Below are 26457 nucleotides of genomic sequence, written 5' to 3'. Positions count from 1 at the left end.
AGCGTCAGCGCGCGTGCCAGCGATCCTTGATCGCGGCATAGAGGCTTGAGGCGGCGAAAAGGATTGCGGCGGCGCAAACGATGGTCGGCCCGGTGGGCGTATCCAGCGCGTAGGACGTTCGAAGCCCGGCCCATGCCGCTACTACCGCCAGCCCGGCGGCGATGACGGCCATCGCCTCGGGCGTGCGGGCGAATGGGCGCGCGGTGGCTGCAGGGATGATCAGCAGGGCGGTGATCAGCAGCGCGCCGACGACCTTGATTGCCACCGCCACTACGATGGCCAGGGCGAGGGTCAGGATCAGCTCCTCGCGCTTGGGGTCGATCCCGTCGGCGCGGGCCAGGTCCGGGTCCAGCGTCGCGGTCAGGAGTGCTGACCAGCGCCAGCCGACCAGCGCCAGAACCAGCGCCGCGCCGCCCCAGATCACCGCCAGATCTGCGCGAGAGACCGACAGGATATCGCCAAAAAGAAACGACATCACATCGATGCGCACCCCTTGCAGGAAGGACACGCCCACAAGGCCGAAGGCCAGCGCCGAATGGGCCAGCACGCCCAGCACCGTATCCACGCCGCGCCCGCGCCCCGAGAGGGCCGTGACCAATGTGGCCATCGCCAGCGCAACGACCAGGGCGCCGGCAAAGATCGGCAAGGACAGCGCCAGCGACAGGGCGACGCCCAAAATAGCCGCATGGGCGGTCGCGTCGCCAAAATAAGCCATGCGCCGCCAGACGACGAAACACCCCAAGGGCGCCGCGGCCAGTGACGTGCCGATCCCGGCCAGCGCCGCCCGGGTCATGAAATCATCCAGCATCAGTCACCTGCCTTCGCCTGCGCCGTGCCATGGTCATGCGTGCATTCCTCGCCATGCAAATGGTCGTGGTGGTGCCGGTAGAGCGCCAGCGCCCCTTGCGTGCCTTCGCCAAAAAGGGCGCGATAGACGGGCGCCTCGGCGACGACTTCGGGCGTGCCTTCGCAGCAGACATGCCCGTTGAGGCAGATCACACGGTCAGACGCGCTCATTACGACATGCAGATCATGGCTGACCATCAAGATGGCGCAGCCCGTCTCACGGCGCACATCCTCGATCCGGCGATAGAACGCGGCGGCGCCGGGCTGATCCAGGCCCGCGGTGCCCTCGTCCAGCATCAAAAGCTGAGGGTTCCGCAGCAGGGCGCGCGCCAGCACGACGCGTTGAAACTGTCCGCCCGACAGGTCCGCCATGGGATGCCCGCCGATATCGGGCACGCCGGCGCGCTCCAGCGCATCGCGAGCGGCCTCGCGGCTGACTCGGCGCGGCAGGCTGAGAAAGCGCGAGACGGTGATCGGCAGCGCCGCATCCAGCACCAGCCGCTGCGGCACATAGCCCAGCCGAAGGCCGGGGCGGCGCGTGATGCGCCCGGCGCTGGGGCGCACCCCGCCCAAGAGGGCGCGCAAGAGGGTGGATTTGCCGGATCCGTTGGGCCCGACAATGGTCACGATTTCGCCGGGGGCGATGGCGAAATCGACGTTTTGCAGCACGGTGTTCCGACCATGCCGCACGCTCAGGCCCTTGGCTTCGATCAGGGGGGGCGTCATGCGGTGGCGCTCTCGTGGCATCCGGGGCAGAGCCCGACGGCCTCGCGCACCGTGCGCTCGATCTGGAACCCCGCATCGCCCGCCGCGCGCGCCAGTTCGCCTGCTTCGGGATCGGTATCCACCTCGACGACCCGCTGGCAGGCGCGGCAGATCAGGAAAACGGGGGCGTGGCTTTGATCGGAATGGGTGCAGGCGGTAAAGGCATTCAGCCGCTCGATCCGGTGGGCCAGCCCATGACTGACCAGAAAATCAAGCGCGCGGTAAGCGACGGGCGGCTGCGCGCCCAGCCCCTCGGCCCGCAGCACCTCAAGAATGTCGTAAGCTCCCAGCGCCTTGTGCTCGCCCAGCAGAATCTCCAGCACGCGCCGGCGCACAGGCGTGAATTGCAAGCCCTGCGCGGAACATTGCCGTTCGGCAGCGCGCATGCCGGCCTTGATGCAGCCATCATGGTCGTGCGTTTCAAAAGGATCTATCGTCATGGCGCGGGGTCCTGGATTTGGGCGCGAAAAGGGGTTGATATGTTATATTATACCATTTACCTCATTGCGAAGTGTTACATAATCACATGAGGCCGGAATGTCCACGCAAAGATACAGATCTCTTCTTCTGGCTACGGCGGCGCTATGGGTTTCGGCCAGCGCCGCGGCGGCCGAGGTGCCTCGCGTGGTGACGGATATCGCGCCCGTCGCATCTCTGGCCGCCCGCGTGATGGACGGGCTGGGCACCCCTCAGCAGATCGTGCGGCCTGGCGCGTCGCCCCACGGATACGCCATGCGCCCCTCCGAGGCGGAGGCGCTGTCTGGCGCGGACGCCATCTTCTGGGTCGGGCCGGAGTTGACGCCTTGGCTGGATGGCACGATCGATACCTTGGCACCGGAAGCGGATGTCACCGAGTTGCTGCACGCGCCGGAGACCTTCATTCTGAGTTTTCGCAGCGGCGTCAGCTTTGCCGAGGAGGGGCCAGAGCACGAGGGCGGGACACATGATCACGAGCCCCCTGAGCACGAAGCCTATCAGACGGAGGGTAGCGATGGTGGCCATGCCGCGCACGATCACTCGGGCGATGACCCGCATGCATGGCTCGACCCGGAAAATGGCAAGGCATGGCTGGGTGTGATCGCGGGCAAGCTGTCGCAGCTGGACCCGGAAAATGCGGATATCTATGTCGCCAACGCCGCCGAGGGGCGCGCCGAGATAGAGGCCGCCGCCGTCGAGGCCCGGACATTACTGACGCCGGTTTCGGATGCGCGTATCGTCGTCTTTCATGACGCCTACCACTATTTCGAGCACCGGTTCGACATGCACGCCGTCGGCGCCATCGCCGCAAGCGATGCCTCCGATCCCGGTCCCGCCCGGATCCAGGAGGTGCGCCATATCATCCAAGACATGAACGTCACCTGCGTTCTGTCCGAGCCGGCGTTCAACTCGGCCTTTGTCGATACGGTGACCGAAGGCGCCGCCCTGCGCAAAGGCGTAATTGACCCGCTGGGGGCTGATCTTAAGCCGGGCCCGCAATTTTACCCGGAGCTGATCCGCGACGTGGCGCGGCGGTTGGCGGTATGCGCAAGCTAGGCGCCAGACGGGCAGGGGCCGGGCGATCAGCCCCCCGCATGATCGGCGCGCTGGCGCTGATGGGTGCGTTCGCTATGCCTGCGGGGCAAGGCGAGGCGCATCCGCATGTTTTCATCGACGGCGCATTGTCGCTGATCTTCGACGATCACGGGCGGCTGGCGGCGCTGCGCATCGGCTGGTCCTATGACGAGTTCTATTCGCTGGTGATGATCGAGGATAAGGGCCTTGATGCCGATGGCGACGGCACGCCCGAACCCGCGCAACTGGAGGCGTTTGCCGGTCATGATGTGGACTGGGCCGCAGGGTTTCCGGGGGATGTCACGCTGATGCGCGATGGGGTGGCGGTCGCATTGGAGGGCCCCGCGCAGCACCGAGCCTATTTTGAGAATGGCCGCATCATCACCACCCATCTACGCCCGCTGAGCGCGCCGGTTGATCTGGGCGAGGGCAGCGCGGTGGCCCAGCTTTACGATCCCAGCTTTTTCGTGGCTTATGACGTGCCTGCACTGCCCACGATCGAGGGGCCCGAGGACTGCGCCGTGACGCGGCAGGCCGCCGATACGGACAAGGCATACGCGGAATACGGCGACAAGCTTGCCTCGGTCGATGTCGGCGAGGATCCCTATGTCGAGGTCGATCTGGGGGATATTGGCGTTCTCTTTGCAGACAGGTTTATCGTGACATGCGCCGCACCCTCCTGATCCTCGCGCTGATCGGCGCGGCGCTTGGCGCGGCCTTGTGGACCGGCATGGATGCGTCCGTTGCGCGGTGGTCCTCGGCGTGGCAGCGCGAGTTTCAGAACGGGCTGGCCGGGGCCTTGCGCGCGCTGCGCAGCGGTGATGCGGGCGCGTTCGCGTGGCTGATGGGGCTGTCTTTCGCCTATGGTTTCGTCCATGCGGCGGGGCCGGGTCATGGTAAGCTGCTGATCGGCGGCTATGGCATGGCGGCTCGCGTGTCTGCCCTGCGCCTGTCGCTGATCGCCATGGCGTCATCGCTGGGACAGGCGGGTACGGCGATTGCGCTGGTCTATGGCGGGATGCTGCTGCTGGGCTATACCCGCGCGCAGCTGACTGGCCTTGCCGAAGGGGCGATGGCCACCGTCTCGGCGGCCGCAATCGGGCTGATCGGGTTGTGGCTGATCCTGCGGGGCGCGCGCAAGCTGCTGCGTGGCCGCCGCCCCGTACATACCCATAGTGCCGAGTGCGGTTGCGGGCACAGCCACGGTCCGACGGCGGAGGAGGTGGCGCAGGCCCATGGGCTGCGCGGCACGCTTGCACTGATCGGCGCGGTGGCGATCCGGCCCTGCACCGGGGCGCTGCTGCTTTTGGTGCTGACGTGGCAGATGGGCATCCCCGCTGCGGGAATCGCCGGAACGCTGGCCATGGCGCTGGGCACCGGGGCCGTGACCGTCGCCGTGGCCCTCATGGCCGCCTTCGCGCGCGAAGGCGCGCTCGGCTCAGGCGCGCGGGATAGCGCCATCTGGGGCGCCATGCCGATAATGGAAATCGCCGCAGGCGCCTTCATCGCTCTGATCTCGCTGCAAATGCTGGCGTGGCTCTGAGGCTGGGGCAGGCGGTGTGTGGTAGGCCCGGCAGGACTTGAACCCGCAACCAAAGCGTTATGAGCGCTCTGCTCTAACCAGTTGAGCTACAGGCCCGCCTGCCGTGTTTCCTACGCAGAGCGCGCGCCCGCGTCAAGGCTTTGAGATTGCGCTGGATGGCGCTATGGGCTAGGTCCCCGCGTAAATCCGAGGAGAGCCGAATGACCTATCCCAAGAATGGTGTGAGCTATGCCGATGCCGGCGTTGATATCGACGCCGGCAATGCGCTGGTCGAGCGCATCAAACCCGCCGCAAAGCGCACAGCGCGGCCCGGTGTGATGTCGGGTCTGGGCGGCTTCGGCGCGCTTTTCGACCTCAAGGCGGCGGGCTATGATGATCCGGTCTTGGTCGCGGCGACGGACGGCGTCGGCACCAAGCTGCGCATCGCCATCGACACTGGTCATGTGGACGGTGTGGGGATCGATCTCGTCGCGATGTGCGTCAACGATCTGGTCTGCCAAGGGGCCGAGCCGCTCTTCTTCCTCGATTATTTCGCCACCGGTAAGCTGGAGATGGATCAGGCGGCGCGCATCATCGAGGGGATCGCGGAAGGTTGCGCCTTGTCTGGGACGGCTCTTATCGGCGGCGAAACGGCGGAAATGCCCGGCATGTACCCGGCGGGAGATTTCGACCTCGCGGGCTTCGCCGTCGGCGCAATGGAGCGGGGCGCGGCGCTGCCCACGGGTGTGGCAGAGGGCGACATCCTTCTGGGCCTTGCGAGCAATGGTGTCCACTCCAACGGCTACAGCCTCGTTCGCAAGCTGGTCGAGATGTCGGGTCTCGGTTGGGACGCGAAATGCCCTTGGGCCGAGGGCACGCTGGGCGCGGCTCTGCTGACGCCGACGCGCCTTTACGTGAAACCCGCGCTGGCGGCCATACGCGCGGGCGGCGTACACGCATTGGCCCATATCACTGGCGGCGGCCTGACCGAAAACCTGCCGCGCGTTCTGCCCGAGGATCTGGGCGCCGATATCGACCTTGGCGCATGGGAATTGCCGGGCGTATTTGGGTGGCTGCGCCAGACCGGCGGCATGGATGAGGCAGAGTTGCTCAAGACCTTCAACTGCGGCATCGGCATGATCGTCGCCGTGGACGCAATGCAAGTGGACGCGCTGCAGGAGCTGCTGGCGGAGCGGGGCGAGACGGTGCACCGCCTTGGCCATGTCACCAAGGGCGCGGGCATCCGCTATGGCGGCGCGCTCAAGTGACGAAACGCGTCGCCATTCTCTTGTCCGGCGGCGGCTCGAACATGGTGGCGCTGGTCGATAGCATGACGGGCGATCACCCTGCGCGCCCCGCGCTGGTTCTGTCTAACCGCGCCGATGCGGGCGGGCTGCAAAAGGCCGCCGCGCGCGGCATCGCGACCGATGTCGTCGATCACCGCCCGCATGGCGAGGATCGCGCCAGTTTCGACGATGCGCTACATAGCGCGATCATGGCGCATGAGCCGGATATCATCTGCCTTGCCGGTTTCATGCGCGTGCTGACCGAAGGCTTTGTTAGTCGCTGGCAGGGCCGGATGATCAACATTCATCCGTCGCTTTTGCCCAAATACCGGGGCCTTCACACCCATCAGCGTGCGCTCGACGCGGGCGAGGCCGAGGCGGGCTGCACCGTGCACGAGGTGACGGCGGCGCTGGATGATGGCCCCATTCTGGGTCAGGCCCGCGTGCCCGTCGCAGCGGGCGACACCGCCGAGACCCTCGCCGCCCGCGTGCTGGAGGCCGAACATCGCCTCTACCCGGCGGTCCTGCGCCGCTTTGCTGCCGGGGACCGCACGCCGATCCATCTGCCCTAACCGCCGCGCTCGGCGCCAACCCCGTTTCAATCCGCGCCGATCCGGCCTATAGCGGCGCAACAAACCAAAGCGAAAGAAGCCGTTCCCTTGATCCAGACCCTCACCACGACCGAAGAGCTGTCCGAATTCTGCGCCCGCGCCGCCGACTATCCTTACGTAACTGTCGACACCGAATTCCTGCGCGAGCGGACCTACTACTCCAAGCTCTGCCTCGTGCAACTGGCGTTTCCGGGCGAGGATGACGACAACGCGGTGCTGGTCGATCCTCTGGTCGAGGGCCTGTCGCTCGAGCCCCTCTACGCGCTTTTCCGCGATGAGAGCACGGTCAAGGTGTTCCACGCCGCCCGCCAGGATCTGGAGATTTTTTATGTCGATGCGGGCCTCATCCCTACGCCCCTTTTCGACACTCAGGTGGCTGCGATGGTTTGCGGTTTTGGCGAGCAGGCGGGATACGAGACGCTGGTCAAGCGCATCGCCAAGGCGCAGGTCGACAAATCCTCGCGCTTTACCGATTGGTCGCGCCGCCCGTTGAGCGATGCGCAGAAGAAATACGCGCTGGCCGATGTCACGCATCTGCGCAAGATCTACGAATTTCTCGCCACCGAGCTGGAGAAGTCCGGCCGCGACAAATGGGTGGCCGAGGAAATGGCCGTGCTGAACGCACCCGAGACATATGTGACCCGCCCCGACGATGCCTGGCAGCGTATCAAGACGCGCAACAATGGCGGCAAATACTTGGCCATTGTGCGCGAATTGGCGCGGTTTCGCGAGGAATACGCGCAGGCGCGTGACGTGCCGCGCAGCCGGGTCTTCAAGGACGATGCGCTGGTCGAATTGGCGGCAACCAAGCCGGCCAATATCCAGGACCTCGGTCGCTCTCGCCTTTTGCTGCGCGAGGCGCGCAAGGGCGAGATTGCCGACGGTATCCTCAAGGCCGTGGTCGACGGGCTGGCGACACCCGCCAGTGCGCAGCCTCAGCCTGATCTCAGCCGTGAGCGTTTGCAAGTGAACCCGGCCATTGCGGACCTGCTGCGCGTCCTTCTGAAAGGCGTGTCGGACCGCGAGGGCGTGGCGGCAAAGCTGATCGCGACGGCGGCCGATCTAGACGCCATCGCCGCCGGGCAGCGCGATGTGCCCGCGCTTAGCGGCTGGCGACGCAACGTCTTTGGCAACGAGGCGCTGCGCCTTTGCGCTGGCCAGATTGCCTTGCGCGTCAACGGCAGCACGATTGAGACGGTCGCTTTGCAATAACGACCACCGCGATCAGCGGCGCGAAGCGGCGCTGTTGGTCTGTCCCAGCACGCGGATTTCACGCGCCTCCAGCAAAGTCTGGGTCGAGATGAACTGGCCCGCGCTGACGCGCCGTGTCTGCTCGGGGCCTTGGGGCGTGTCGGCGCGCTGCACGGCGCGCAGCGTGTAGGTCAGAACGCCATTCACCGACTCGCCCTTGTTCTCGGGCATCAGGCGCACATCGAACGCCCCTTGGCGCAGCGACAGGCCCGTCGCCTTGACAATTGCGCCACCGGACGAGCGTTCGATCGCAACGTTTTCGATCGCGTAGATCGGCGTCCCCGCATAGGTTTCGGCGTCGGACTTGCGCTGAAAGATACTGTTACGCCGCTCTTCGGGGATCAGCGGGTTGGCCGCTGCCTCGGCGGCGGTCGGCGCGGGCGCGGTGCGGCTGCTGCCGAACCAGTTGGCCGGGTTCGCGCGCGAATCGCGAAACCCCGAGCAGCCCGCAAGGGTCAGGCTGGAAATCGTCACGAGGGTCACCAGTCTGCGCATCGGCAAAGGTCCTTGTCAAAGGGTCTGAAACTCGGCGGACCCTAGCAGGACGCGGTGCCCAAGCGCAAGCGCACAGGCCCGGTTCCGGCGCCCCGGATGCCCATGGCTGGGGCTGGACCTTTGCCCCCCGCGCGCCTACCTCTGAGCCAAAGAGCAAGAAGGAGCGAAGCATGGCCCAGCCGGCATTCGAAGAGATCGTCGAGGATTTCGAGTTTCTGGAGGATTGGGAAGATCGCTATCGCCATGTCATCGAGGCCGGGAAGGCGATGGAGCCTTTGGCCGATGCGCTCAAAGTGCCCGCCACCCGCGTCGAGGGGTGTGCAAGCCAGGTTTGGCTGCATCCTCAGATTGCGGGCAGCACCTTCCGCTTCGACGGGGACAGCGATGCGCTGATCGTGCGCGGCCTCATCGCGGTGCTGCGCGCTCTCTATAACGATCTGCCCGTGTCTGAGGTCCCGCGCGTCGATGCGGGCGGCGAGCTGGCGCGGCTGGGTCTGACGGACCACCTCTCGGCGCAACGCTCGAACGGGCTGAGGGCCATGATCGAGCGGATCAGGTCCGTCTCGTCGGAAGCGTCGAGCGCGGGATGAGGGGGATATGAGTATTTGAAACCAAGATGAATCCGGGGCGCGCCCCTGCTTCATCTTGGCAAAAATACTCTATCGACAGCCGAGGTCAGGCGAACCGTTCGGTAAATGTGTTGCGGAATACATGTGACAGTTCGTCCAGCGGTGCCTTGGAACTGCCCATACGCACCGCGTCGCCGGTGAATTTTCCGACGCTGGTCACAGTCACGCCGGCTTTGGCGGCCTCCGTCATCAGCGCCTCCGCCTGATCGAAGTTGCAGGCAACGAGATAGCGCGCCTGATCCTCGCCGAAGAGGGTGCCGGTATCGTCGCTATCCAGATGCACGCCCACGCCGGCCGCCTCGGCCATCTCGAAGGCAGCAAGGGCAAGGCCGCCATCCGACAGGTCGGTGCAGGCGGTGATCAGGCTGTAATTGTCACGGATGAAGTCGCCGTTCTGGCGCTCGGCCTCAAGGTCGACATGGGGCGCGTCGCCCTCGGCGCGGTTGAAGACCTCGGCGAGGAGGGCCGACTGGCCGAGATGCCCGTGGGTCTCGCCGACCAGCAGCGCGGCATGACCCTCCCGGGCCTGGCCGATAATGGCATGGTCGGGATGGGCAATGAGGCCCACGGCGCCGATAGTCGGAGTCGGCAGGATCGCCGCACCGTCGGTCTCATTATAAAGCGACACGTTGCCCGACACGATGGGCATGTCGAGCGCGGCGACGGCGGCGCCGATGCCTTTGATCGCGCCAACGAGCTGGCCCATGATCTGCGGCTTTTCGGGGTTGCCGAAATTCAGGTTGTCGGTGCTGGCCAGCGGTTTGGCCCCCAGCGCGGTGAGGTTGCGGTAGGCTTCGGCCACCGCCTGCTTGCCGCCCATCTCGGGGTTGGCCTGCACGTAGCGGGGCGTCACATCGGAGGTGAATGCCAGCAGCTTGTCTGTGCCATGCACCCGGATCAGGCCACCGCCCAGGCCGGGGCCGCGCACGGTATCGGCCATGACCATCGTATCGTATTGCTCATACACCCAGTCGCGGCTGCAATAGTTCGGCGAGCCAATCAGCGCGCGCAGCCCGTCGATAGGATCGATCTGCGGCACGGAGGCCGCATCCAGCGCCTCGGCGGGGACAGGCTCGTCCCAAGGGCGGTCATATTCCGGCGCGGTGCCCGAAAGGGCGGCCAGCGGCAGATCTGCCTTCACCTCGTTATTGTGCATGATGAGGAAGCGGTCCTCGGCAATCGTCTCGCCGACGATGGCGAAATCGAGGTCCCATTTCTCGAAGACGGCGCGCGCTTCCGCTTCCAGAGATGGCTCCAGCACCATGAGCATGCGCTCCTGGCTTTCGCTCAGCATCATCTCATAGGCGGTCATGTTCGTCTCGCGCTGCGGCACGGCCTCGAGGTTGAGCCGGACGCCGAGACCGCCCTTGTCGCCCATTTCGACCGCCGAGCAGGTGAGGCCCGCGGCGCCCATATCCTGGATCGAGATCACCGCACCTGTGGCCATCAGCTCTAGCGTGGCCTCCATCAGACGCTTTTCGGTGAAAGGGTCGCCCACCTGCACGGTGGGCCGTTTCTCTTCGATCGTGTCGTCGAATTCCGCGCTTGCCATCGTCGCACCGCCGACGCCGTCGCGGCCCGTCTTGGCGCCGAGATACACCACCGGGCGGCCGACGCCCGAGGCGGCGGAATAAAAGATCTTGTCCGTCTCTGCGAGGCCCGCGGCAAAGGCGTTGACCAGGCAGTTGCCATTATAGGCGGAATCAAAGCGCAGCTCGCCGCCCACAGTGGGCACGCCGAACGCGTTGCCATAGCCGCCGATCCCCTCGACCACACCATGCACCAGCTGGCGCGTCTTGGGATGGTCGGGGCTACCGAAGCTGAGCGAGTTCATCGCCGCGATGGGCCGTGCGCCCATGGTAAAGACATCGCGCAAAATACCGCCCACGCCCGTCGCCGCGCCTTGGTAGGGCTCGATATAGGAGGGATGGTTGTGGCTCTCCATCTTGAAGACTACGCATTGCCCGTCGCCGATATCGACGATGCCGGCATTCTCGCCGGGGCCGCAAATCACCTGAGGCCCCTCGGTGGGCAGTGTGCGCAGCCATTTCTTGGAGGATTTATAGCTGCAATGCTCGTTCCACATGGCCGAGAAGATGCCAAGCTCGGTGAATGTCGGCTCGCGTCCGATAATCTCGAGGATCCGCTCGTATTCGTCCGGCTTGAGCCCATGAGCGGCGATCAGATCGGGGGTGATGTCCGGCTCGTTCATGTGATGATATTCCTTCGGGCTGTCGGTTCTGGGGCGTTTGGCGCCTCTTTATTCGATTGAACGCGAGGGGGGAAGGGGGGCATGGCGATGGGGCGCGGTTGGCAGGTCGGGGTCTTGACTGACGCGCCCTGCCTGCGTCCTATGCGTGCAAAGGGAGACGCATCATTCAGATCAAGGATAATCCGTGGCGCCGCAAGGGCCTGCCCGAGGGCGCGCTGGCCGATGTTCCGTGGCCCAGCACCGATTCCGAAGCTCCCCGTGCCCTTCTGGCGCGCTGTCCTGCGGCGGGCGCGACGCCCTTGGTGACAGCCGAGGGATTCGGCCCCGCTGTCTGGGTCAAGGACGAGCGGGGCCGCATGAACCTTGGCAGCTTCAAGGCCTTGGGCGCGGCATATGTCATAGCGCATGAGGCGCAGGAGGCGGCCGGCCAGATGGATGACCGCGACATGATGCGCATCCTGGATGGGCGCACCTACGTCACCGCCAGTGCCGGCAATCACGGCATGTCCGTCGCCGCCGGGGCGGCGATTTTCGGCGCGCGCGCGGTGATCTACCTGGCGGCGCCGGTGCCGGAAAGCTTTGCGGACCGTCTACGCGCCCGCGGCGCAGAGGTGGTGCGCGCAGGGGACAATTACGAGGCCAGCATGGAGGCCGCGCAAAAGGCCGCGGACGAGAATGGCTGGACGCTGCTCTCGGACAGCTCGTGGCCGGGATATACCGATCTGCCGCATCGCCTCATGGAAGGGTATCTGGCCATGGCCGCCGAAGCGTCCGAGCAGATGCCGCAGGCGCCGACGCATATCCTGCTGCAGGCGGGCGTTGGCGGTATGGCCGGGGCATGTGCCGCTTATTTCCGCAGCGTCTGGGGCGATGCCCCCCGCATCATCGTGGTCGAGCCGGAGGCGGCACCGGCCCTCTATGACAGCATCGAGGCAGGCGCGTTCGTACCCAGCGAGGGGCCAGTGTCGAATATGGGTCGCCTAGATTGCAAGGAGGCGTCGCTGATCGCGCTGAAAGGGCTGGCGCGGGACGCGGATGCCTTTGCACTGATCACGGATGACGAGGCGGCGGCGGTGCTGCCAGAACTGGCGGCGCTGGGGCTCGATACCTCCGAATCGGGGGGCGCGGGGCTGGCGGCGCTGTCGCATCTGGGCCTGCCCGAAGATGCCCGCGTGCTTTGCATCCTCAGCGAAGGGCCCGCCGAGTGACGCGCGGTTTCGCGCGCGCCGAGTTTGCGGCGCGGTTGGCCGCCGCGCAGGCGCGCATGGATACGGCAGGGCTTGGCGCGCTGTTGCTGACGACCGAGCCGGAAATTCGCTATTTCACCGGCTTTCTCACCCGATTCTGGGAAAGCCCCAGCCGCCCCTGGTTCCTCGTCCTGCCGGTGTCGGGCGCGCCCATCGCCGTCATTCCCAGCATCGGTGCCGCGCTGATGGCGCAGACATGGGTGGCCGATATCCGGGTCTGGCCCGCGCCGGACCCACAAGATGACGGGATCAGCCTTCTGGCGGCGACCTTGCGCGAGGTGGGCGGGCCGGTGGGCGTACCCTCGGGGCCAGAAAGCTATCTCCGGATGCCGATGGCCAGCTTTGCAGCGGTCAAGGCGGCAGCCGGGCTGAAGTTCACCCATGATTATGGCATCGTCGCAAGCCTGCGCGCGGTGAAATCCCAAGCGGAGATCGCCAAGATCGCCCGCGCCTGCGCGATCGGCAATCGCGCCTTTGACCGGGTGCCCGAGATCGCCCGCGAGGGGCGCGCGCTCAGCGCCGTCTTTCGCGATTTTCAGCGCCTGTTGCTGGAGGAGGGGGCTGACCTCGTGGCCTATATCGCGGGCGGGGCGGGGCCGGACGGTTATGGCAACGTGATTTCGCCCGCGTCCGACGCGCCGCTGAAACGCGGTGACGTGCTGATGCTGGACACTGGCGCCGTCTGGGATGGGTATTTTTGCGATTTCGACCGGAATTACGCGGTGGGCGCCGCGTCCGGCAACGCGGCGCTGGCGCATGCGCAGCTGGCCGAGGCCGTGCAGGCTGGGCTGGAGGCATCGCGCCCCGGCGCGCGCGCCTGCGATGTCTACGCCGCGATGGCCGCGATCACCGGGGCGGGCGAGGGATCGGGGCGGCTGGGCCACGGCCTTGGCATGCAACTGACCGAGGGGCTGTCGCTGATCCCCCAAGACCGGGCCGAGCTGGTGCCGGGCATGGTCATCACGCTGGAGCCCGGTGTCACAACGGGGCCGGGCACGATCATGGTCGCCGAGGAGGATATCGTCATCCGCGAGGACGGCGCCGAGCAGCTGACCCGCTTTGCTACGGCAGAGCTGCCGGTGGTTTGAGGCGCTCTCAGCCCTGCCGTTCCTCGGCCTTGGCGCGGTTCCAGAGTGCGTCCATTTCGGCCAGATCGCTTTGATCGGGCGTCTTGCCGTTCTCGTCGAGCAACGCCTCGATCCGAATGAACCGCCGCGTGAACTTGGCATTGGCGCGTCTTAGCGCCGCCTCGGGGTCGATCTTCATGTGCCGCGCGAGGTTTGCCATCACGAACATCAGATCGCCGAACTCCTCCTCGGTATGATCCGCGTCGCCGCTGGCATGGGCCTCGGCCAGTTCGGCCACTTCCTCGCTGATCTTGTTCAGCACGCCCTCCATATCCGGCCAGTCGAAGCCGATGCGCGCCGCGCGTTTCTGCAGCTTGACCGCGCGCAGCAGGGCGGGCAGGCCCAGGGCGACGCCGCTGAGCGTTCCTGTCTCGGCTCGCGCCGCGCGCTCGGTGGCCTTGATCGCCTCCCAGTCGCGGGTCTGCTGCTCGGCGCTCTTGTCGCGGCTCTCATCCCCGAAGACATGCGGGTGCCGCGCGACCATCTTGTCCGCGATGCCGTTGGCCACGTCGCTGAAATCGAAAAGCCCGCGATCCTCGGCAATCTGCGCGTGAAAGACGACCTGCAAGAGCAGATCGCCCAGCTCGCCCGTAAGATCGGTCCAGTCGGCGCGCTCGATTGCGTCGGCCACCTCGTAGGCCTCCTCGATCGTGTAGGGGGCAATGCTGGCGAAATCCTGTTCGATATCCCAAGGGCAGCCGCTATCAGGATCGCGCAGCGCGCGCATGATCGCCAGAAGGCGGGGTAGGCCGCCCTTGGGGTCTTGAATCAGGGCATCGGTCACTGTCATCTCCTCGGCTGGCGGGCTTGCATCTGGAGGGGTTTGTCTTACAGGGTGCTGCATCGGCGCAAGAGCGAAAGGGGTCATTATGGGACTGGAAGACGCAAGCAGCACGGTGGACGAGGCGTTCACCAGGGCGGATAATCTCGGCCTCAGCTTCGAGAATACCTTTGGCGGGGCCACGTCCTTCTTGCGGCGGCGCTATACCAAGGATCTGACCGGCGTCGATGTGGCCGTGACGGGCGTGCCCTTTGATCAGGCGGTAACAAACCGGCCCGGCACGCGCCTTGGCCCGCGTGCGATCCGCGAGGCGAGCGCGCTGCAAACGGCGGATGCGCCCTATGGCTGGGGTTATGATCCGATGAGCGCGCTCAATATCGTCGATTACGGCGATCTGGCCTTTGACTATGCCATGGTGCCCGAGTTTCCGGGCCTTCTGACGCAGCATATCAAGGGCATTCTGGATGCGGGCGCGGCCAGCGTCGTGCTGGGCGGCGATCACTATATCAGCTTTCCCATCCTCAAGGCCTATGCCGAGAAGTTCGGCCCCATGGCCCTGCTGCATTTCGATGCCCATACGGACACGTGGCAGGACGATAATTTCGAGCGGATCGACCACGGCACCATGTTCTACAAGGCGATCAAGCTGGGGCTGATCGATCCGGCCAAGTCGGTGCAGGTGGGCATTCGCACGACGGTGCCCGATCCGATGGGCATGAACATCATTGACGCGCGGGAGGTGCATGAGGGCGGCACGGCAGCGGCGGTCAAGAAGATCAAGGGAATTCTTGGCGATGCGCCCGTCTATCTCAGCTTCGATATTGACGCGCTGGACCCGGCCTTCGCGCCCGGCACCGGCACGCCGGTCTGGGGTGGGCTGACCAGCGCGCAGGCGGCGATCATGCTGCGCGATCTGGCGGGGATCGACCTGAAGGGCGGGGATATCGTCGAGGTCTCGCCGCCGTTCGACACAACCGGGGCGACGGCCATTGCCGGGGCGCATGTGGCGACGAATATCATCTGCCTGCTGGGGTGGAACGATCATGGCGGCGACGCTTGATGCGGATCGGGGAATGAGCATTTTCCTCCAAGATGAAGGTGCGAGTGCATGAAGTGGATTGGACTGCTTTTACTGTTGGCCGCGCTTGGCCTGCTGGCCTGGATCAGGCTTGCGCCTGATGATGTGGCGCGCTGGCATGTACTGCCGGACGCGGTCGAGAACAAGGATATGGAAGGCGGCGTGATGCGCCGCGTCACCGGCAATCTGGCGGCGCTGGACAAGATCATCCGTGCCGAGCCGCGCACGCATGTCTTGGCCGGCTCGGTCGCCGAAGGGAAGGTGACCTATATCACCCGTTCGCGCGTCTTCGGCTTTCCCGATTACACGACGATCGAGCAACAGGGCGATCAGATCGCCCTTCATGCGCGGCTGCGCTATGGCAAGTCAGATATGGGCGTCAACAAGGCTCGCGTGGAGCGTTGGCTGGCTGCTTTGCGGCAGGGATGAGCTAAGGCAACCATCGCTGATCTTGCGCCACATGGGCACGTTCAGCGACATCTGGCACTGCGCCATAAAGGTCTTGCCGTCGACATGGAGGCAGGTCATTTCACCCAACTCGACACGCGCGCCGGTCTTGTCTGTGCAATAGCAATCAATCGTCTTGCCGCCCATCGTGCCATCGGCCAGCGCCGGGGCGGCGGCCAGGAAAAGGGCGAGGGTGAGTGCGTTGCGCATGGCGCGAACTATATCACGCCCCGGCGTCTTGACCAAAACAATTGAATGAAGGACATGGGGGCCATGGTTCCATTCGACAGGTTAGAGCAGATCGTGCAGCGCTTCGAGTTTCTCGAGGCCAAGATGTCTGCGGGCGGCGGCAACATTGCCGCGCTGGGCCGCGAATATGCCGAGCTGCGGCCCGTGGTCGAGGAAATCCGCCACTACAAGACGCTTCTTGCCGATATCGAGGGCGCGCGCGGCATGCTGAACGATCCCGAGATGCGCGAGCTGGCCGAGGACGAGCTGAAAGAGCTGGAGGCGCGCCTGCCGGAAGTCGAGGCGGCGCTACAGCTGAGCCTTCTGCCCAAAGATGAGGCCGATGCGCGCCCCGCGATGATCGAGATCCGTCCCGGCACCGGCGGCGAGGAGGCCGCGCTCTTTGCCGGTGACCTTTTGCGCATGTATCAGCGCTATGCAGAAGCGAGGGGCTGGAGCCTGGAGATCATCGAGATGAGCCAGACCGAGCTGGGCGGGATCAAGGACGTGGTGGCACATGTGAAGGGCAACCACGTCTTTGCCCGTCTCAAGTTTGAAAGCGGCGTGCACCGGGTCCAGCGCGTGCCCGAAACCGAGAGCGGCGGGCGCATCCACACCAGCGCGGCGACGGTGGCGGTGCTGCCCGAGGCCGAGGATGTGGACATCAAGATCGACGCGGGCGATCTGCGGATCGACACGATGCGCAGCTCGGGCGCGGGCGGGCAGCATGTGAACACCACCGATTCGGCGGTGCGCATCACACATATCCCCAGCGGCATTGTCGTCACCAGCAGCGAGAAATCCCAGCACCGCAACCGCGAAATTGCGATGCAGGTGCTGAAAACCCGGCTGTATGATGCCGAACGCCAGAGGGTGGATTCGGCCCGTAGCGCCGACCGTGCGGCGCAGGTGGGATCGGGCGATCGCAGCGAGCGCATTCGCACCTATAACTTCCCGCAGGGCCGCATGACAGATCACCGGATCAACCTGACGCTCTACAAGCTTGATCAGGTGATGCAGGGCGATCTTGACGAGTTGATCGACGCGCTGACCGCCGATGCGCAGGCGCAGATGCTGGCCGAGATGGGGGCATGAGCCCTGCGCGCAGCGTCGGGCATGCGGTGCGCGAGTTGGCCGCCGCCTTGGAGCAGGCCGGCATAGATGGCGCGGCGCGCGACGCGCGCGTGCTGATGGCGGGGGCACTGGGCATCCCGCCGGGACGGCTGAGCCTGCACGAGGGCGACGCTCTGGCGCCCGCCGCGGCGACGCTGCTGCGCGACTACACCGTGCGGCGGCTGGAGCGGCAACCCATTTCACACATTCTGGGGCGGCGCGCATTCTACGAGCATGAGTTCGAGATCTCGCCCGACGTGTTGGACCCGCGCCCCGAGACGGAGGCGCTGGTGGGCGCGGCGCTTTCAGGCACTTTTGACAGTGTGTTGGACCTGGGCACCGGATCGGGAGCGATCCTGCTGTCGCTCCTTGCGGCGCGGCGTAGTGCGCGCGGGGTGGGGACTGACCTCAGCCAAGCGGCGCTGGACGTGGCAGGGCGCAACGCGGGACGGCTGGGCGTGGCGGATCGCGCAAGCTTTGTACGGTCGGACTGGTTCGAGGGCGTCACGGGGCGGTTCGATCTAATCGTGAGCAACCCACCCTATATCGCCTTAGAAGAAATGGTGGGCTTGGCGCCGGAACTGGCCTTTGAGCCGCGCTTGGCGCTGACGGATGAGAAGGATGGCCTGACCGCGTATCGCGCGATCTGTGCCGGGGCGGGGGCGCATCTGGTCCCCGGTGGCCGGGTGATGGTCGAAATCGGCTGGAGGCAAGGCCCGCCGGTGGCAGGTCTGATGCAGGAGGCGGGCCTGGTTGATGTGCGCATTTTGCCCGATCTGGACGGTCGCGACCGCGTCGTCTGTGCCGGTGTTCCAGCCTAGCATCCGCACCAAGATGGGGCAAAAACCGCGCAGAACAGCGAAAAACCACTTCAAAGGCAGCAAAATCGCCCAGTTTTCCCTTGTGCGGGGGGCTGTTGCATGGTTAGTGAAGGGGTCGACGCGGTGGATACCCATATCTCGGGTGGTCCCGCGCGACGCCAAGCCAACATAGCCGAACCCGGTTTTATGCATGTGCGCATCGGGCGCCTCTCGGGTTTACCACGGTTCTAGAAACAAGGCTGGACAGCAGACCTATGAGATCATCGAAGTCACGTTCGCGCAACAAGTCGAACAGAAACCGCCCCAATTCGGTCGGCAACGTCGTCAACCGCGTGTTCGACAGTTCCGGCCCCGAGGGCAAGGTGCGCGGCACGCCGCAGCAAATCATCGAGAAATACAACCAGTTGGCGCGCGATGCCCAGCTGGCCAATGATCGGGTTGCGACCGAGAATTTTCAACAGCATGCCGAGCATTACCTGCGGCTTTTGGGCGCCGCTCAGAAGGAGTTGGACGCCAAGCGCGAGCAGGATGCCAAGCGCGAACAGCAAGAGCGCGAAAACCGGGAGCGTCAGGCCGAACGCGACCGCGAGCGCAACCAGCGCGAAGAGAGCCGCGGTGATGTGGCGGACGCGCAGCAATCAGAGCCCCGCGACAATCAGGACGACGGGGGAAGTACCCTGGTGGACACTCCCGAAGGCAAAGCGCCCCCAAAACGTGCGCCGCGCAAGCCGCGTCAGAAGCCATCCAGCTCTGATGAAGGCGGTGCATCCGGCGGCCAGCGCGTGCAGGATCATGGCGAGAGCAAGGATGAAGAGGCCGGCGATAGTAACGCGCCCAAGCCCAAGCCGCGTCGTCCCCGCAAGCCGAAATCGGAGCCGGGCGAAGCACAAGACGGCGACGCCTCTCCTCCCTCATCCGAGACGGCAGCGGAATAATCGAGCCATATCGATGATGTTTCAGACCCGGGCGTTGCAGATTTGCGCCGGCCGGTTTTGTTTGCTTGCGTAGATCAAAGCCATTGGCAATCAGGGCAGGATCCCGGCATGAGATTGGCGCGCGCAAAAAAAAGGCCGAGCACTAAGCTCGGCCATAGTCCAACAGGGAGGTATGACGGAGACGCCGTAGCGGCGTTCCCGTCAAAAGAGCAGTTAGTGTCTGTTCTGGGTCCAATCAAGGAAAATTCCAAGATCTTGTGGCATGGCCGCTATGCAGAAAATGCATAGCAGGTGAAGGGCTCAGCTAATCTTTTGATCTTTCACGGTTTTGCGGTAGGCAAAGATCTCTTGCTGCACGAAGTCGCGAAAGGCGGCAATCCGCTGAGAATGGCGCAGTTCCTCGGGGTAGGCGAGGAAAACCGGCACTTCGACCGATTCTACCTCAGGTAGTACGCGAACGAGGCCCGGAAAATCATATGTGAGGTAATCGGGCAGCACACCAATTCCCAGGTGGTTGAGCACCGCCTGAAGCACGCCGAAGTAGTTGTTGACCGTCAGCATAGACGCAATGTCGTTGGCGACCAGCTCCTTCACTAGATATGTGGCCGCGCTGACCTGTGCCGAATTGATGTTCTGACAGATAAGCCGATGATCACAGAGATCCTCTACGGATATGGGCGCGGCGTTCTTGGCCAGGTAGTCCGGCGAAGCGTAGAGGCCCATGTGCACGCCCATCAGGCGCTTGCGGATGAGGTCGGCCTGGCTCGGCTCTTTCATGCGGATGGCCACGTCGGCCTCGCGCATGGGCAGATCGAGGACGCGCTCTTCCAGCATGAGGTCGATCTTGAGATCGGGGTATTTCTCGTAGAGCTTGGCCAGGCGCGGGGCCAACCACAAGGTGCCGAAGCCTATTGTGGTGGTCACGCGCAACTCGCCGAAAACCTCGTCCTCGCTGTCGCGGATGCGGGCGGTGGCGGCATCCAGACGTTTGACCATGGCGCGGGTCGCGTCGAACAGCAGCTCGCCCTGCTCGGTCAGAATCAGGCCGCGCGCGTGGCGGTGAAACAGTGTTGCGTTCAGCGCCTCTTCCAGCGACCGGACCTGGCGCGAGACCGCGGATTGCGATAGGTGCAGCTGATCACCCGCATGGGTCAGGCTACCTGCATCGGCCACCGCGTGAAAAATTCTCAGCTTGTCCCAATCCATCGCGCCCCATCCCATCGGCTGTTAATTGCGGACAGCCTTAGCAAAGAAATGCCCCTTCTGCATAGAATCATCGCGCTGCGCGGTCGATTGAGCGCGCAACTGCGGCAGATCGGTATGGCGCGGCTGCGCGGCGGTGATTAGGGTCGCGCCCATACGCATCATGCGTTTGGCGGAGAGAGTGGCGATGGCAGTAGGGATTTTTGACAGCGGTCTGGGCGGGCTGACAGTGATGGATGCGGTAGCCGCGCGCCTGCCGGATCAGGCGTTGGTCTATCTTGGGGATAACGCCCATGCGCCATATGGCGTGCGCACAGCCGAGGATATCCATGCGCTGACCCGCGCCGGGGTCGAGCGGCTCTGGTCCGAGGGGTGCGATCTGGTCGTGCTGGCTTGCAACACCGCATCGGCCGTTGCGCTGCGCCGCATGCAGGAGGCGGGCGTGCCCGAGGGCAAGCGCGTGCTGGGCGTCTTTGTGCCCCTGATCGAGGCCCTGACCGAGCGTCAATGGGGCGACAATTCGCCGCCCCGCGAGGTGAATGCCCGCCATGTGGCGCTGTTCGCCACGCCTGCAACGGTCAGCAGCCGCGCGTTCCAGCGCGAACTGGCCTTTCGCGCCATCGGCGTCGATGTCGAGGCGCAGGCCTGCGGCGGCGTGGTGGATGCGATCGAGGAGGGCGACATGATACTGGCCGAGGCACTGGTGCGCAGCCATGTCGACGCGCTGCGCCGCAAGATGCCGCAGCCGCAGGCGGCGGTGCTTGGCTGCACGCATTATCCGCTGCTGCAGGCCGTGTTTCAGGACGCGCTTGGCCCTGAGGTTACAGTTCTGTCGCAGCCCTCGCTGGTGGCGGATAGCCTGGCCGATTATTTGACGCGGCGTCCAGCGATGGCCGGGCAGGGCACCGGCCTGCGATATCTGACCACGGGTGCCCCGTCCCGTGTGTCTTACCGCGCGACGCAGTTCCTGCGCCGCCCTGTCCAGTTTGAGGCGGCCTAGGGGCGATTGCCCGGCGCGCCGGGATGGCGTAAGCCTGCGGCATATTGGTTACGCGCAGTATCGAAAGGCCCGTCTCATGAATAATATCGCCATTCTGGGCGCCTCCGGCTACACCGGCGCCGAGCTGGTTCGCCTGATCGCGGTCCATCCCGAGATGCACATCACCGCGCTAGCCGCCAATTCCAAGGCGGGTCAGAGCATGGCCGAGGTTTTCCCGCACTTGCGGCATCTGGACCTGCCGGACCTTGTGACGATTGATCAGATCGACTTCTCGGGCATCGACCTGTGTTTTTGTGCGCTGCCGCACGCCACCAGCCAGGAAGTGATCGCGGGCCTGCCAAAGGATCTGAAGATCGTCGATCTCAGCGCTGATTTTCGTTTGCGCGATCCCGAGGCCTATCAGAAGTGGTATGGCCACGCCCATGCCGCCCTCGATTGCCAGGCCGAGGCGGTTTATGGCCTGACCGAATTCTACCGCGAGCAAATCCGCAGCGCGCGGCTTGTCGCTGGAACGGGGTGCAACGCGGCGACGGGGCAATACGCCCTGCGACCCTTGATCGCAGGTGGCCTGATCGACCTCGACGATATCATCATTGATCTTAAGACCGGCGTTAGCGGTGCGGGCCGCAGCCTGAAGGAAAACCTGCTGCATGCCGAGTTGAGCGAGGGCGCGCTTGCCTATGGCGTCGGAGGCACGCACCGCCATCTAGCCGAGTTCGATCAGGAGTTTTCCTCGATCGCTGGACGCGCTGTAAAAGTGCAGTTCACCCCACATTTGTTACCTGCAAACAGAGGGATAATCGCCACTGTTTATGTAAAGGGCGAGGCGCCGCAGATCCATGAGGCGCTGCGAAACGCCTACGCATCCGAGCCGTTCCTGCAGGTGCTGCCCATTGGCGAGGTGCCCAGCACGCGCCATATTCGCGGCAGCAATTTTTGCCATATTGGTGTCAGCGGTGACCGCATTCCGGGGCGCGCCATCATCATTGCGGTGCTGGACAACCTCACCAAGGGGTCCAGTGGTCAGGCCTTGCAGAATGCCAACCTGATGTTAAATTTGGATGAGACGACTGCGCTTATGGTGCCGCCTGTCTTTCCCTGAACTCTGCTTGAGGAACGAACCGCATGGCGATGAAATCGCTCAAGAAAAAGCGCAGGGTCCAGATCATCGCCGTCGCGGCGGTGGCGCTGGTCGTGTCAACGGGGTTGATTGGCTATGCGATGCGCGACGGGATCAATTTCTTCCGCTCGCCCACGCAGGTCATGGCCGAACCGCCGGGTCCCGGCGAGGTGTTTCGCATCGGCGGGCTGGTTGAAACGGGCAGCCTGCGGCGCGGCGCGGGCTCGGAGGTAACGTTCAGCGTCACGGATGGCGGGGCCAGCGTACCGGTTGCTTATGTCGGCGTACTGCCCGATCTCTTTGGCGAGGAGCAGGGTATGGTCGGCCTTGGCAGCTATGACGGACAGACTTTCCGCGCGACCGAGATCCTGGCCAAGCACGACGAATCCTACATGCCCAAAGAGGTTGTAGACGCGCTGAAAGAACAGGGCGTCTATCAGGAGCCGGTCGGCCAGTAAGCGCGGCATTAACCATTCGCACGTCAGTTTCTGCACGAGGCCTGGGGGCGGTCCCCAGCCAGTGAAGTGCAGGGGTGCCAATGGACCAAGTGCGCGAAATCGCCCGAGAAATCGTTGCCCGCGAAGGCGGCTATGTCAATGATCCCGATGATCCCGGTGGTGCGACCAAAAATGGCGTGACGGTGCATACGATGCGCCGTCTGGGGTTGGATCTGAACGCGGACGGGCGCATCAATGCGGCGGATGTGCGTCAGATCAGTGCCGCGCAGGCCGAACAGATTTTTCTGGAGCATTATTATGAGGGGCCAGGCATCGACCGGCTGCCGCCGGTCCTGCGCGCGAGCGTTTTCGACATGTATGTCAATGCGGGCGCGAACGCGGTGCGCATCCTTCAGCGCCTTCTGTGCCAGATGGGTCAGCAAGTGGCCGTCGACGGTGTGATCGGTCCGCGCACCGCCGAGGCCGCGCAGATCGCCGCGCAGACCGCGCCGCACCACATCGCCGACGCCTATGCCATTGCGCGGCGCAATTACTACCTGCGTATCGCGGACAAGCGCCCGACCAGCCGCAAGTTTGCCCGCACGAAGGCCGGCGGCAAGGGTGGCTGGATCCTGCGCGCCGAAGAGTTCATGTCGCCGCGCTATCACCTGAGCGTCGCGGAATTTCGCGCACGGGTGGCGGCATGGCAATGATGGAGCGCATCATGACGCTGCTCTTCGGTGACGGGCGCAATGTCGTCGCGCGCACGGCCGAGGTTTTTCGCGAGAATGCCGAGGCCGGGGCCAGGCGCCGCACAGAAGAGCGCGGCGCGGCGGTCAGCCAGTTCGACGCCGAGTTCGGGGCAGGGCAGCAGGGCCTCTTTGACCGGTTCATGGACGGCGTCAATCGCCTGCCGCGCCCGGCGCTGGCCCTTGGCACGTTGGGCCTTTTCGTTGCGGCGATGGTCGATCCCGTCTGGTTCGCGGCGCGGATGCAGGGCATTGCGCTGGTACCCGAGCCGCTCTGGTGGCTTTTGGGCGTCATCGTTTCCTTCTATTTCGGCGCGCGCCATCAGTTCAAGGGTCAGACCTATCGCCGCTCGATCGTGCAGAGCGCCGCTCAGGCGCCGCGGATCGCCGCCAGTATCCGGGCGCTTGAGTCGGCCCATGCGGGTGGAACCGAAGACGCGCCGGAGGAGGCCGCCGATGCGCCCAACCCCGCCCTGCGCGCCTGGCGCGAGCAGGAGCGGTAGCCGCCCGCGACAATCTGAACCGCCCCGCATGATTTTTCTCATTGGTGGAGAAGGCGCGGGGCGGTTATAGAGGGGCATGATTACAGAACTCGGCCACTTCGCCCTTATCCTCGCCCTCGCCCTGGCCTGCGTTCAGGCCACTGTCCCGCTGATTGGCGCCCATAAACGCTGGAGCGGCTGGATGGCCGTCGGCGATACGGTGGCGGGCCTACAATTCCTGATGATCGCGATTTCCTTCGCAGCGCTCACCCAAGCCTTCATCACGTCGGATTTCTCGCTGCGGCTGGTCACGCTGAACAGCCACTCGGCCAAGCCGATGCTCTACAAGATCACCGGCGTCTGGGGGAATCACGAAGGCTCCATGCTGCTCTGGGTGCTGATCGTGGCGCTTTTCGGTGCTGCGGCAGCGTGGTTCGGGGGCAACCTGCCGCCGGGTCTGCGCGCACGCGTGCTCGCTGTTCAAGGCATGATCGGGATCGCGTTCCTCGCCTTCATTCTCTTTACGTCCAACCCCTTTCTGCGTCTCGCCACGCCGCCGCTGGACGGGCAGGATCTGAATCCGCTCCTGCAGGATCCCGGCCTCGCCTTTCATCCGCCGTTTCTCTATATCGGCTATGTCGGCCTTTCGATGACCTTCAGCTTTGCCGTTGCCGCCCTGATCGAAGGGCGCGTCGATGCCGCCTGGGGCCGCTGGGTGCGGCCCTACACGCTGGCGGCCTGGGTCTTTCTGACCATCGGCATCGCGATGGGCAGCTGGTGGGCCTATTACGAGCTCGGCTGGGGCGGTTTCTGGTTCTGGGATCCGGTGGAAAACGCCAGCTTCATGCCGTGGCTGATTGCTGCCGCACTGCTGCACTCGGCCATCGTAGTCGAAAAACGCGAGAGCCTGAAAAGCTGGACCATCCTTCTGGCCATCATCGCCTTCGGCTTTTCGATGATCGGCGCGTTCATCACGCGCTCGGGCGTGCTGACCTCTGTCCATGCCTTCGCCAATGATCCCGAGCGGGGGATGTTCCTTCTGGGCATCACGGCGCTCTTCATGATGGGCGGTCTGACGATGTTCGCGGCACGCGCGGGCGCGATGCAGGCGCGGGGGGTCTTTGCGCTCTCCAGTCGCGAATCCATGCTGGTCGCGAATAACGTTTTGCTTGGCGTCTCGGCCTTCGTCGTCTTCGTCGGAACCATTTGGCCACTCGTGGCCGAGCTCTTCTTCGACCGCAAACTGTCGGTCGGCGCGCCCTTCTTCAACATGGCTTTCACGCCCTTCATGATCCTGCTGGGTTTGCTGCTGCCCATCGGGGCGATGATGCCGTGGAAACGCGGGCAGATGCGGCGCGTGTTGCGACAGCTGGCCCCGGCAATGGTGCTGGCCTTGGCGGTGCTGGGCCTGGCATGGGCCATCCAGACCGGGCGCAGCCTGATGGGGCCTGTCGGATTGGGGCTGGCAACATGGCTGGTCGCCGGTTCGGTGATCGACATCTGGTCGCGCACCGGAAGCCGCGGTGATATCGCCAGCCGGGCAGGGCGCCTGGCACGCCTGCCGCGCGCCGACTGGGGCAAGGCCACGGCCCATGCAGGCCTTGGCGTGACCATGGCGGGCATCGCGGGCTTGTTGGCCTGGGAGGCCGAAGACATCCGCGTGGTCAATGTCGGCGACAGCTTCGATTTGGCGGGCTATACCATCACGCTTCAGGATGTGCGCCGCAGCGAGGGGCCGAACTATATGGCCACGATCGCGGATATGCGCCTGTCGCAGAACGGTGAGACGCTCGGCATTCTGCAACCGGAAAAGCGCTTTTATCCCGTGGCCGAGATGCCCACGACCGAGGCGGCCATCGATAACGGGCTCTTCCGCGATGTCTACGTCGTGATCGGGGATCCGCAGGATGATGGCGGCTGGGCCGTCCGCACCTATTACAAGCCGCTGGCCAACTGGATCTGGGGCGGGGCGATCTTGATGGCCCTGGGCGGCGCCCTGTCGCTGAGTGATCGACGCTACCGCGTTGCTGCGGGTGCTCGCAAGCTGCCCGGTGCGGTGCCCGCCGAATGAGACGGCTTGCGCTGATCCTCGCTCTGATTGCCAGTCCGCTCATGGCGGTGCAGCCTGACGAGATTCTGGACGACCCGGCGCTTGAGGCGCGTGCGCGTGCGCTTTCCGAGGGGCTTCGCTGTCTGGTCTGCCGGAACGAGAATATCGACGCCTCGAATGCTCCGCTTGCGCGTGATCTGCGGCTCCTGGTGCGCGAGCGGCTCATGGCGGGCGATACCGATGATGAGGCGATCACCTACATCGTGGATCGTTACGGCGAATACGTCTTGCTCAATCCGCCTGCCACGGGTAGCACGCTTTTTCTGTGGCTGGCCGGACCGGCCATGCTGCTGATCGGCGCCGGGATTGCGGTGATCTATATCCGCAGGCGAGGTCAGGCAGCACCTGAGGACAGTCAGTTGAGCGATGACGAGGCGGCGCGCTTGCGCGACATTCTTGACAAGTGAGGCC

The 26457-nt window shown here is 64.8% G+C and carries 29 protein-coding genes and 1 tRNA gene; 21 read left to right on the top strand and 9 right to left on the bottom strand.

The window, feature by feature from the left end:
- Positions 1-4 precede the first annotated feature (4 nt).
- From ACEWPM_RS02295 to ACEWPM_RS02285, 3 genes are read right to left on the bottom strand one after another with little or no spacing between them, the layout of a single operon-like run.
- Entirely contained in the window at positions 5-808 is an 804-nt protein-coding gene (locus ACEWPM_RS02295; RefSeq protein WP_393960857.1) for a metal ABC transporter permease, read from the bottom strand.
- Complete coding sequence (locus ACEWPM_RS02290) at positions 808-1572, bottom strand: metal ABC transporter ATP-binding protein (RefSeq protein ID WP_393960856.1); 765 nt, start codon at positions 1570-1572, stop codon at positions 808-810. Before ACEWPM_RS02290 ends, ACEWPM_RS02295 begins: the two co-directional genes overlap by 1 nt.
- Positions 1569-2051 (bottom strand): Fur family transcriptional regulator, encoded by a 483-nt coding sequence (locus ACEWPM_RS02285; protein WP_393960855.1) that lies wholly within the window; start codon positions 2049-2051, stop codon positions 1569-1571. The genes ACEWPM_RS02290 and ACEWPM_RS02285 overlap by 4 nt, the downstream gene beginning before the upstream one ends.
- Before the next feature lie 97 nt (positions 2052-2148).
- Between ACEWPM_RS02285 and ACEWPM_RS02280 the strand changes: the two genes are divergently transcribed.
- From ACEWPM_RS02280 to ACEWPM_RS02270, 3 genes are read left to right on the top strand one after another with little or no spacing between them, the layout of a single operon-like run.
- Entirely contained in the window at positions 2149-3144 is a 996-nt protein-coding gene (locus ACEWPM_RS02280; RefSeq protein ID WP_393960854.1) for a zinc ABC transporter substrate-binding protein, read from the top strand.
- Positions 3132-3845 carry a DUF1007 family protein gene (locus ACEWPM_RS02275; RefSeq protein ID WP_420767992.1) on the top strand — a complete coding sequence of 238 codons (714 nt, stop codon included), beginning with the start codon at positions 3132-3134 and terminating at the stop codon, positions 3843-3845. The genes ACEWPM_RS02280 and ACEWPM_RS02275 overlap by 13 nt, the downstream gene beginning before the upstream one ends.
- Complete coding sequence (locus tag ACEWPM_RS02270; RefSeq protein WP_393960852.1) at positions 3827-4705, top strand: nickel/cobalt transporter; 879 nt, start codon at positions 3827-3829, stop codon at positions 4703-4705. Before ACEWPM_RS02275 ends, ACEWPM_RS02270 begins: the two co-directional genes overlap by 19 nt.
- 19 nt (positions 4706-4724) lie before the next feature.
- Here ACEWPM_RS02270 and ACEWPM_RS02265 read toward each other — a convergent pair.
- Positions 4725-4801 (bottom strand) — tRNA-Ile (locus ACEWPM_RS02265).
- Between the two features lie 104 nt (positions 4802-4905).
- Here ACEWPM_RS02265 and purM point away from each other — a divergent pair.
- The 3 genes from purM (at position 4906) to rnd (ending at position 7793) form a co-directional block, all read left to right on the top strand.
- Complete coding sequence (purM, locus tag ACEWPM_RS02260) at positions 4906-5952, top strand: phosphoribosylformylglycinamidine cyclo-ligase (RefSeq protein WP_393960851.1); 1047 nt, start codon at positions 4906-4908, stop codon at positions 5950-5952.
- Complete coding sequence (purN, locus tag ACEWPM_RS02255; RefSeq protein ID WP_393960850.1) at positions 5949-6542, top strand: phosphoribosylglycinamide formyltransferase; 594 nt, start codon at positions 5949-5951, stop codon at positions 6540-6542. Before purM ends, purN begins: the two co-directional genes overlap by 4 nt.
- Before the next feature lie 90 nt (positions 6543-6632).
- Positions 6633-7793, top strand: a complete 1161-nt coding sequence (gene rnd / locus ACEWPM_RS02250) for a ribonuclease D (protein ID WP_393961003.1) — start codon at positions 6633-6635, stop codon at positions 7791-7793.
- Positions 7794-7805: 12 nt separating this feature from the next.
- Here rnd and ACEWPM_RS02245 read toward each other — a convergent pair whose 3' ends face one another.
- The gene (locus ACEWPM_RS02245; RefSeq protein ID WP_393960849.1) at positions 7806-8327 is read right to left on the bottom strand and encodes a hypothetical protein; all 522 of its coding nucleotides are present in this window, start codon (positions 8325-8327) and stop codon (positions 7806-7808) included.
- 170 nt (positions 8328-8497) lie between these two features.
- Between ACEWPM_RS02245 and ACEWPM_RS02240 the strand changes: the two genes are divergently transcribed.
- On the top strand, positions 8498-8917 hold the full coding sequence (locus tag ACEWPM_RS02240) for a SufE family protein (protein WP_393960847.1): 420 nt from the start codon (positions 8498-8500) through the stop codon (positions 8915-8917).
- An 85-nt stretch (positions 8918-9002) separates the two neighbouring features.
- Here ACEWPM_RS02240 and purL read toward each other — a convergent pair whose 3' ends face one another.
- Positions 9003-11168: a phosphoribosylformylglycinamidine synthase subunit PurL gene (gene purL, locus ACEWPM_RS02235; RefSeq protein ID WP_393960846.1), complete on the bottom strand. Its 2166-nt coding sequence runs from the start codon at positions 11166-11168 to the stop codon at positions 9003-9005.
- 164 nt (positions 11169-11332) lie between these two features.
- On the opposite strand from purL, the gene ACEWPM_RS02230 reads away from it, so the two are divergent.
- Together ACEWPM_RS02230 and ACEWPM_RS02225 are read left to right on the top strand one after the other, a co-directional pair.
- Complete coding sequence (locus ACEWPM_RS02230) at positions 11333-12376, top strand: pyridoxal-phosphate dependent enzyme (RefSeq protein ID WP_393961002.1); 1044 nt, start codon at positions 11333-11335, stop codon at positions 12374-12376.
- Positions 12373-13503: a M24 family metallopeptidase gene (locus ACEWPM_RS02225; protein WP_393960845.1), complete on the top strand. Its 1131-nt coding sequence runs from the start codon at positions 12373-12375 to the stop codon at positions 13501-13503. Before ACEWPM_RS02230 ends, ACEWPM_RS02225 begins: the two co-directional genes overlap by 4 nt.
- A 7-nt stretch (positions 13504-13510) precedes the next feature.
- Here ACEWPM_RS02225 and mazG read toward each other — a convergent pair whose 3' ends face one another.
- Positions 13511-14332: a nucleoside triphosphate pyrophosphohydrolase gene (mazG, locus tag ACEWPM_RS02220; protein WP_393960843.1), complete on the bottom strand. Its 822-nt coding sequence runs from the start codon at positions 14330-14332 to the stop codon at positions 13511-13513.
- 79 nt (positions 14333-14411) lie between these two features.
- Here mazG and speB point away from each other — a divergent pair, with 79 nt between their 5' ends.
- Positions 14412-15383, top strand: coding sequence for an agmatinase (speB, locus tag ACEWPM_RS02215; protein WP_393960842.1), 972 nt, complete (start codon positions 14412-14414; stop codon positions 15381-15383).
- A 48-nt stretch (positions 15384-15431) separates the two neighbouring features.
- Positions 15432-15830: a DUF1499 domain-containing protein gene (locus tag ACEWPM_RS02210; protein ID WP_393960841.1), complete on the top strand. Its 399-nt coding sequence runs from the start codon at positions 15432-15434 to the stop codon at positions 15828-15830.
- Here ACEWPM_RS02210 and ACEWPM_RS02205 read toward each other — a convergent pair.
- Positions 15768-16058 carry a hypothetical protein gene (locus ACEWPM_RS02205; protein WP_393960840.1) on the bottom strand — a complete coding sequence of 97 codons (291 nt, stop codon included), beginning with the start codon at positions 16056-16058 and terminating at the stop codon, positions 15768-15770. The genes ACEWPM_RS02210 and ACEWPM_RS02205 overlap by 63 nt on opposite strands.
- A 63-nt stretch (positions 16059-16121) precedes the next feature.
- Here ACEWPM_RS02205 and prfA point away from each other — a divergent pair, with 63 nt between their 5' ends.
- The 3 genes from prfA (at position 16122) to ACEWPM_RS02190 (ending at position 18945) form a co-directional block, all read left to right on the top strand.
- A complete protein-coding gene (prfA, locus tag ACEWPM_RS02200; RefSeq protein WP_393960839.1) occupies positions 16122-17171 on the top strand; it encodes a peptide chain release factor 1 in 1050 nt (349 codons plus the stop codon).
- Entirely contained in the window at positions 17168-18010 is an 843-nt protein-coding gene (prmC, locus tag ACEWPM_RS02195) for a peptide chain release factor N(5)-glutamine methyltransferase (protein WP_393960838.1), read from the top strand. The genes prfA and prmC overlap by 4 nt, the downstream gene beginning before the upstream one ends.
- A gap of 254 nt (positions 18011-18264) precedes the next feature.
- Positions 18265-18945, top strand: a complete 681-nt coding sequence (locus ACEWPM_RS02190; RefSeq protein WP_393960837.1) for a DUF4167 domain-containing protein — start codon at positions 18265-18267, stop codon at positions 18943-18945.
- A 300-nt stretch (positions 18946-19245) separates the two neighbouring features.
- On the opposite strand, the gene ACEWPM_RS02185 is transcribed toward ACEWPM_RS02190, so the two are convergent.
- The gene (locus ACEWPM_RS02185; RefSeq protein ID WP_393960836.1) at positions 19246-20151 is read right to left on the bottom strand and encodes a LysR family transcriptional regulator; all 906 of its coding nucleotides are present in this window, start codon (positions 20149-20151) and stop codon (positions 19246-19248) included.
- 184 nt (positions 20152-20335) lie between these two features.
- Here ACEWPM_RS02185 and ACEWPM_RS02180 point away from each other — a divergent pair, with 184 nt between their 5' ends.
- The 7 genes from ACEWPM_RS02180 to ACEWPM_RS02150 all read left to right on the top strand — a co-directional run bounded on the left by ACEWPM_RS02180 (position 20336) and on the right by ACEWPM_RS02150 (position 26453).
- Positions 20336-21148, top strand: a complete 813-nt coding sequence (locus tag ACEWPM_RS02180) for a glutamate racemase (protein WP_393960835.1) — start codon at positions 20336-20338, stop codon at positions 21146-21148.
- A 76-nt stretch (positions 21149-21224) separates the two neighbouring features.
- A complete protein-coding gene (gene argC, locus ACEWPM_RS02175) occupies positions 21225-22250 on the top strand; it encodes an N-acetyl-gamma-glutamyl-phosphate reductase (protein WP_393960834.1) in 1026 nt (341 codons plus the stop codon).
- 29 nt (positions 22251-22279) lie between these two features.
- The gene (gene ccmE / locus ACEWPM_RS02170) at positions 22280-22726 is read left to right on the top strand and encodes a cytochrome c maturation protein CcmE (RefSeq protein WP_393961001.1); all 447 of its coding nucleotides are present in this window, start codon (positions 22280-22282) and stop codon (positions 22724-22726) included.
- Between the two features lie 80 nt (positions 22727-22806).
- On the top strand, positions 22807-23418 hold the full coding sequence (locus tag ACEWPM_RS02165; RefSeq protein WP_393960833.1) for a holin-associated N-acetylmuramidase: 612 nt from the start codon (positions 22807-22809) through the stop codon (positions 23416-23418).
- The gene (locus ACEWPM_RS02160; protein ID WP_393960832.1) at positions 23409-23957 is read left to right on the top strand and encodes a holin family protein; all 549 of its coding nucleotides are present in this window, start codon (positions 23409-23411) and stop codon (positions 23955-23957) included. The genes ACEWPM_RS02165 and ACEWPM_RS02160 overlap by 10 nt, the downstream gene beginning before the upstream one ends.
- 76 nt (positions 23958-24033) lie before the next feature.
- Positions 24034-26007: a heme lyase CcmF/NrfE family subunit gene (locus ACEWPM_RS02155; protein ID WP_393960831.1), complete on the top strand. Its 1974-nt coding sequence runs from the start codon at positions 24034-24036 to the stop codon at positions 26005-26007.
- Positions 26004-26453, top strand: a complete 450-nt coding sequence (locus tag ACEWPM_RS02150; protein WP_393960830.1) for a cytochrome c-type biogenesis protein — start codon at positions 26004-26006, stop codon at positions 26451-26453. Before ACEWPM_RS02155 ends, ACEWPM_RS02150 begins: the two co-directional genes overlap by 4 nt.
- The last annotated feature ends 4 nt before the right edge of the window (positions 26454-26457 follow it).

The sequence above is a fragment of the Roseovarius maritimus genome, assembly GCF_043355895.2.
GTDB lineage: Bacteria > Pseudomonadota > Alphaproteobacteria > Rhodobacterales > Rhodobacteraceae > Roseovarius > Roseovarius maritimus.
The sequence above is the reverse complement of the archived record's forward strand: the minus strand, read 5'-3'. Positions and strand labels throughout refer to the sequence as shown.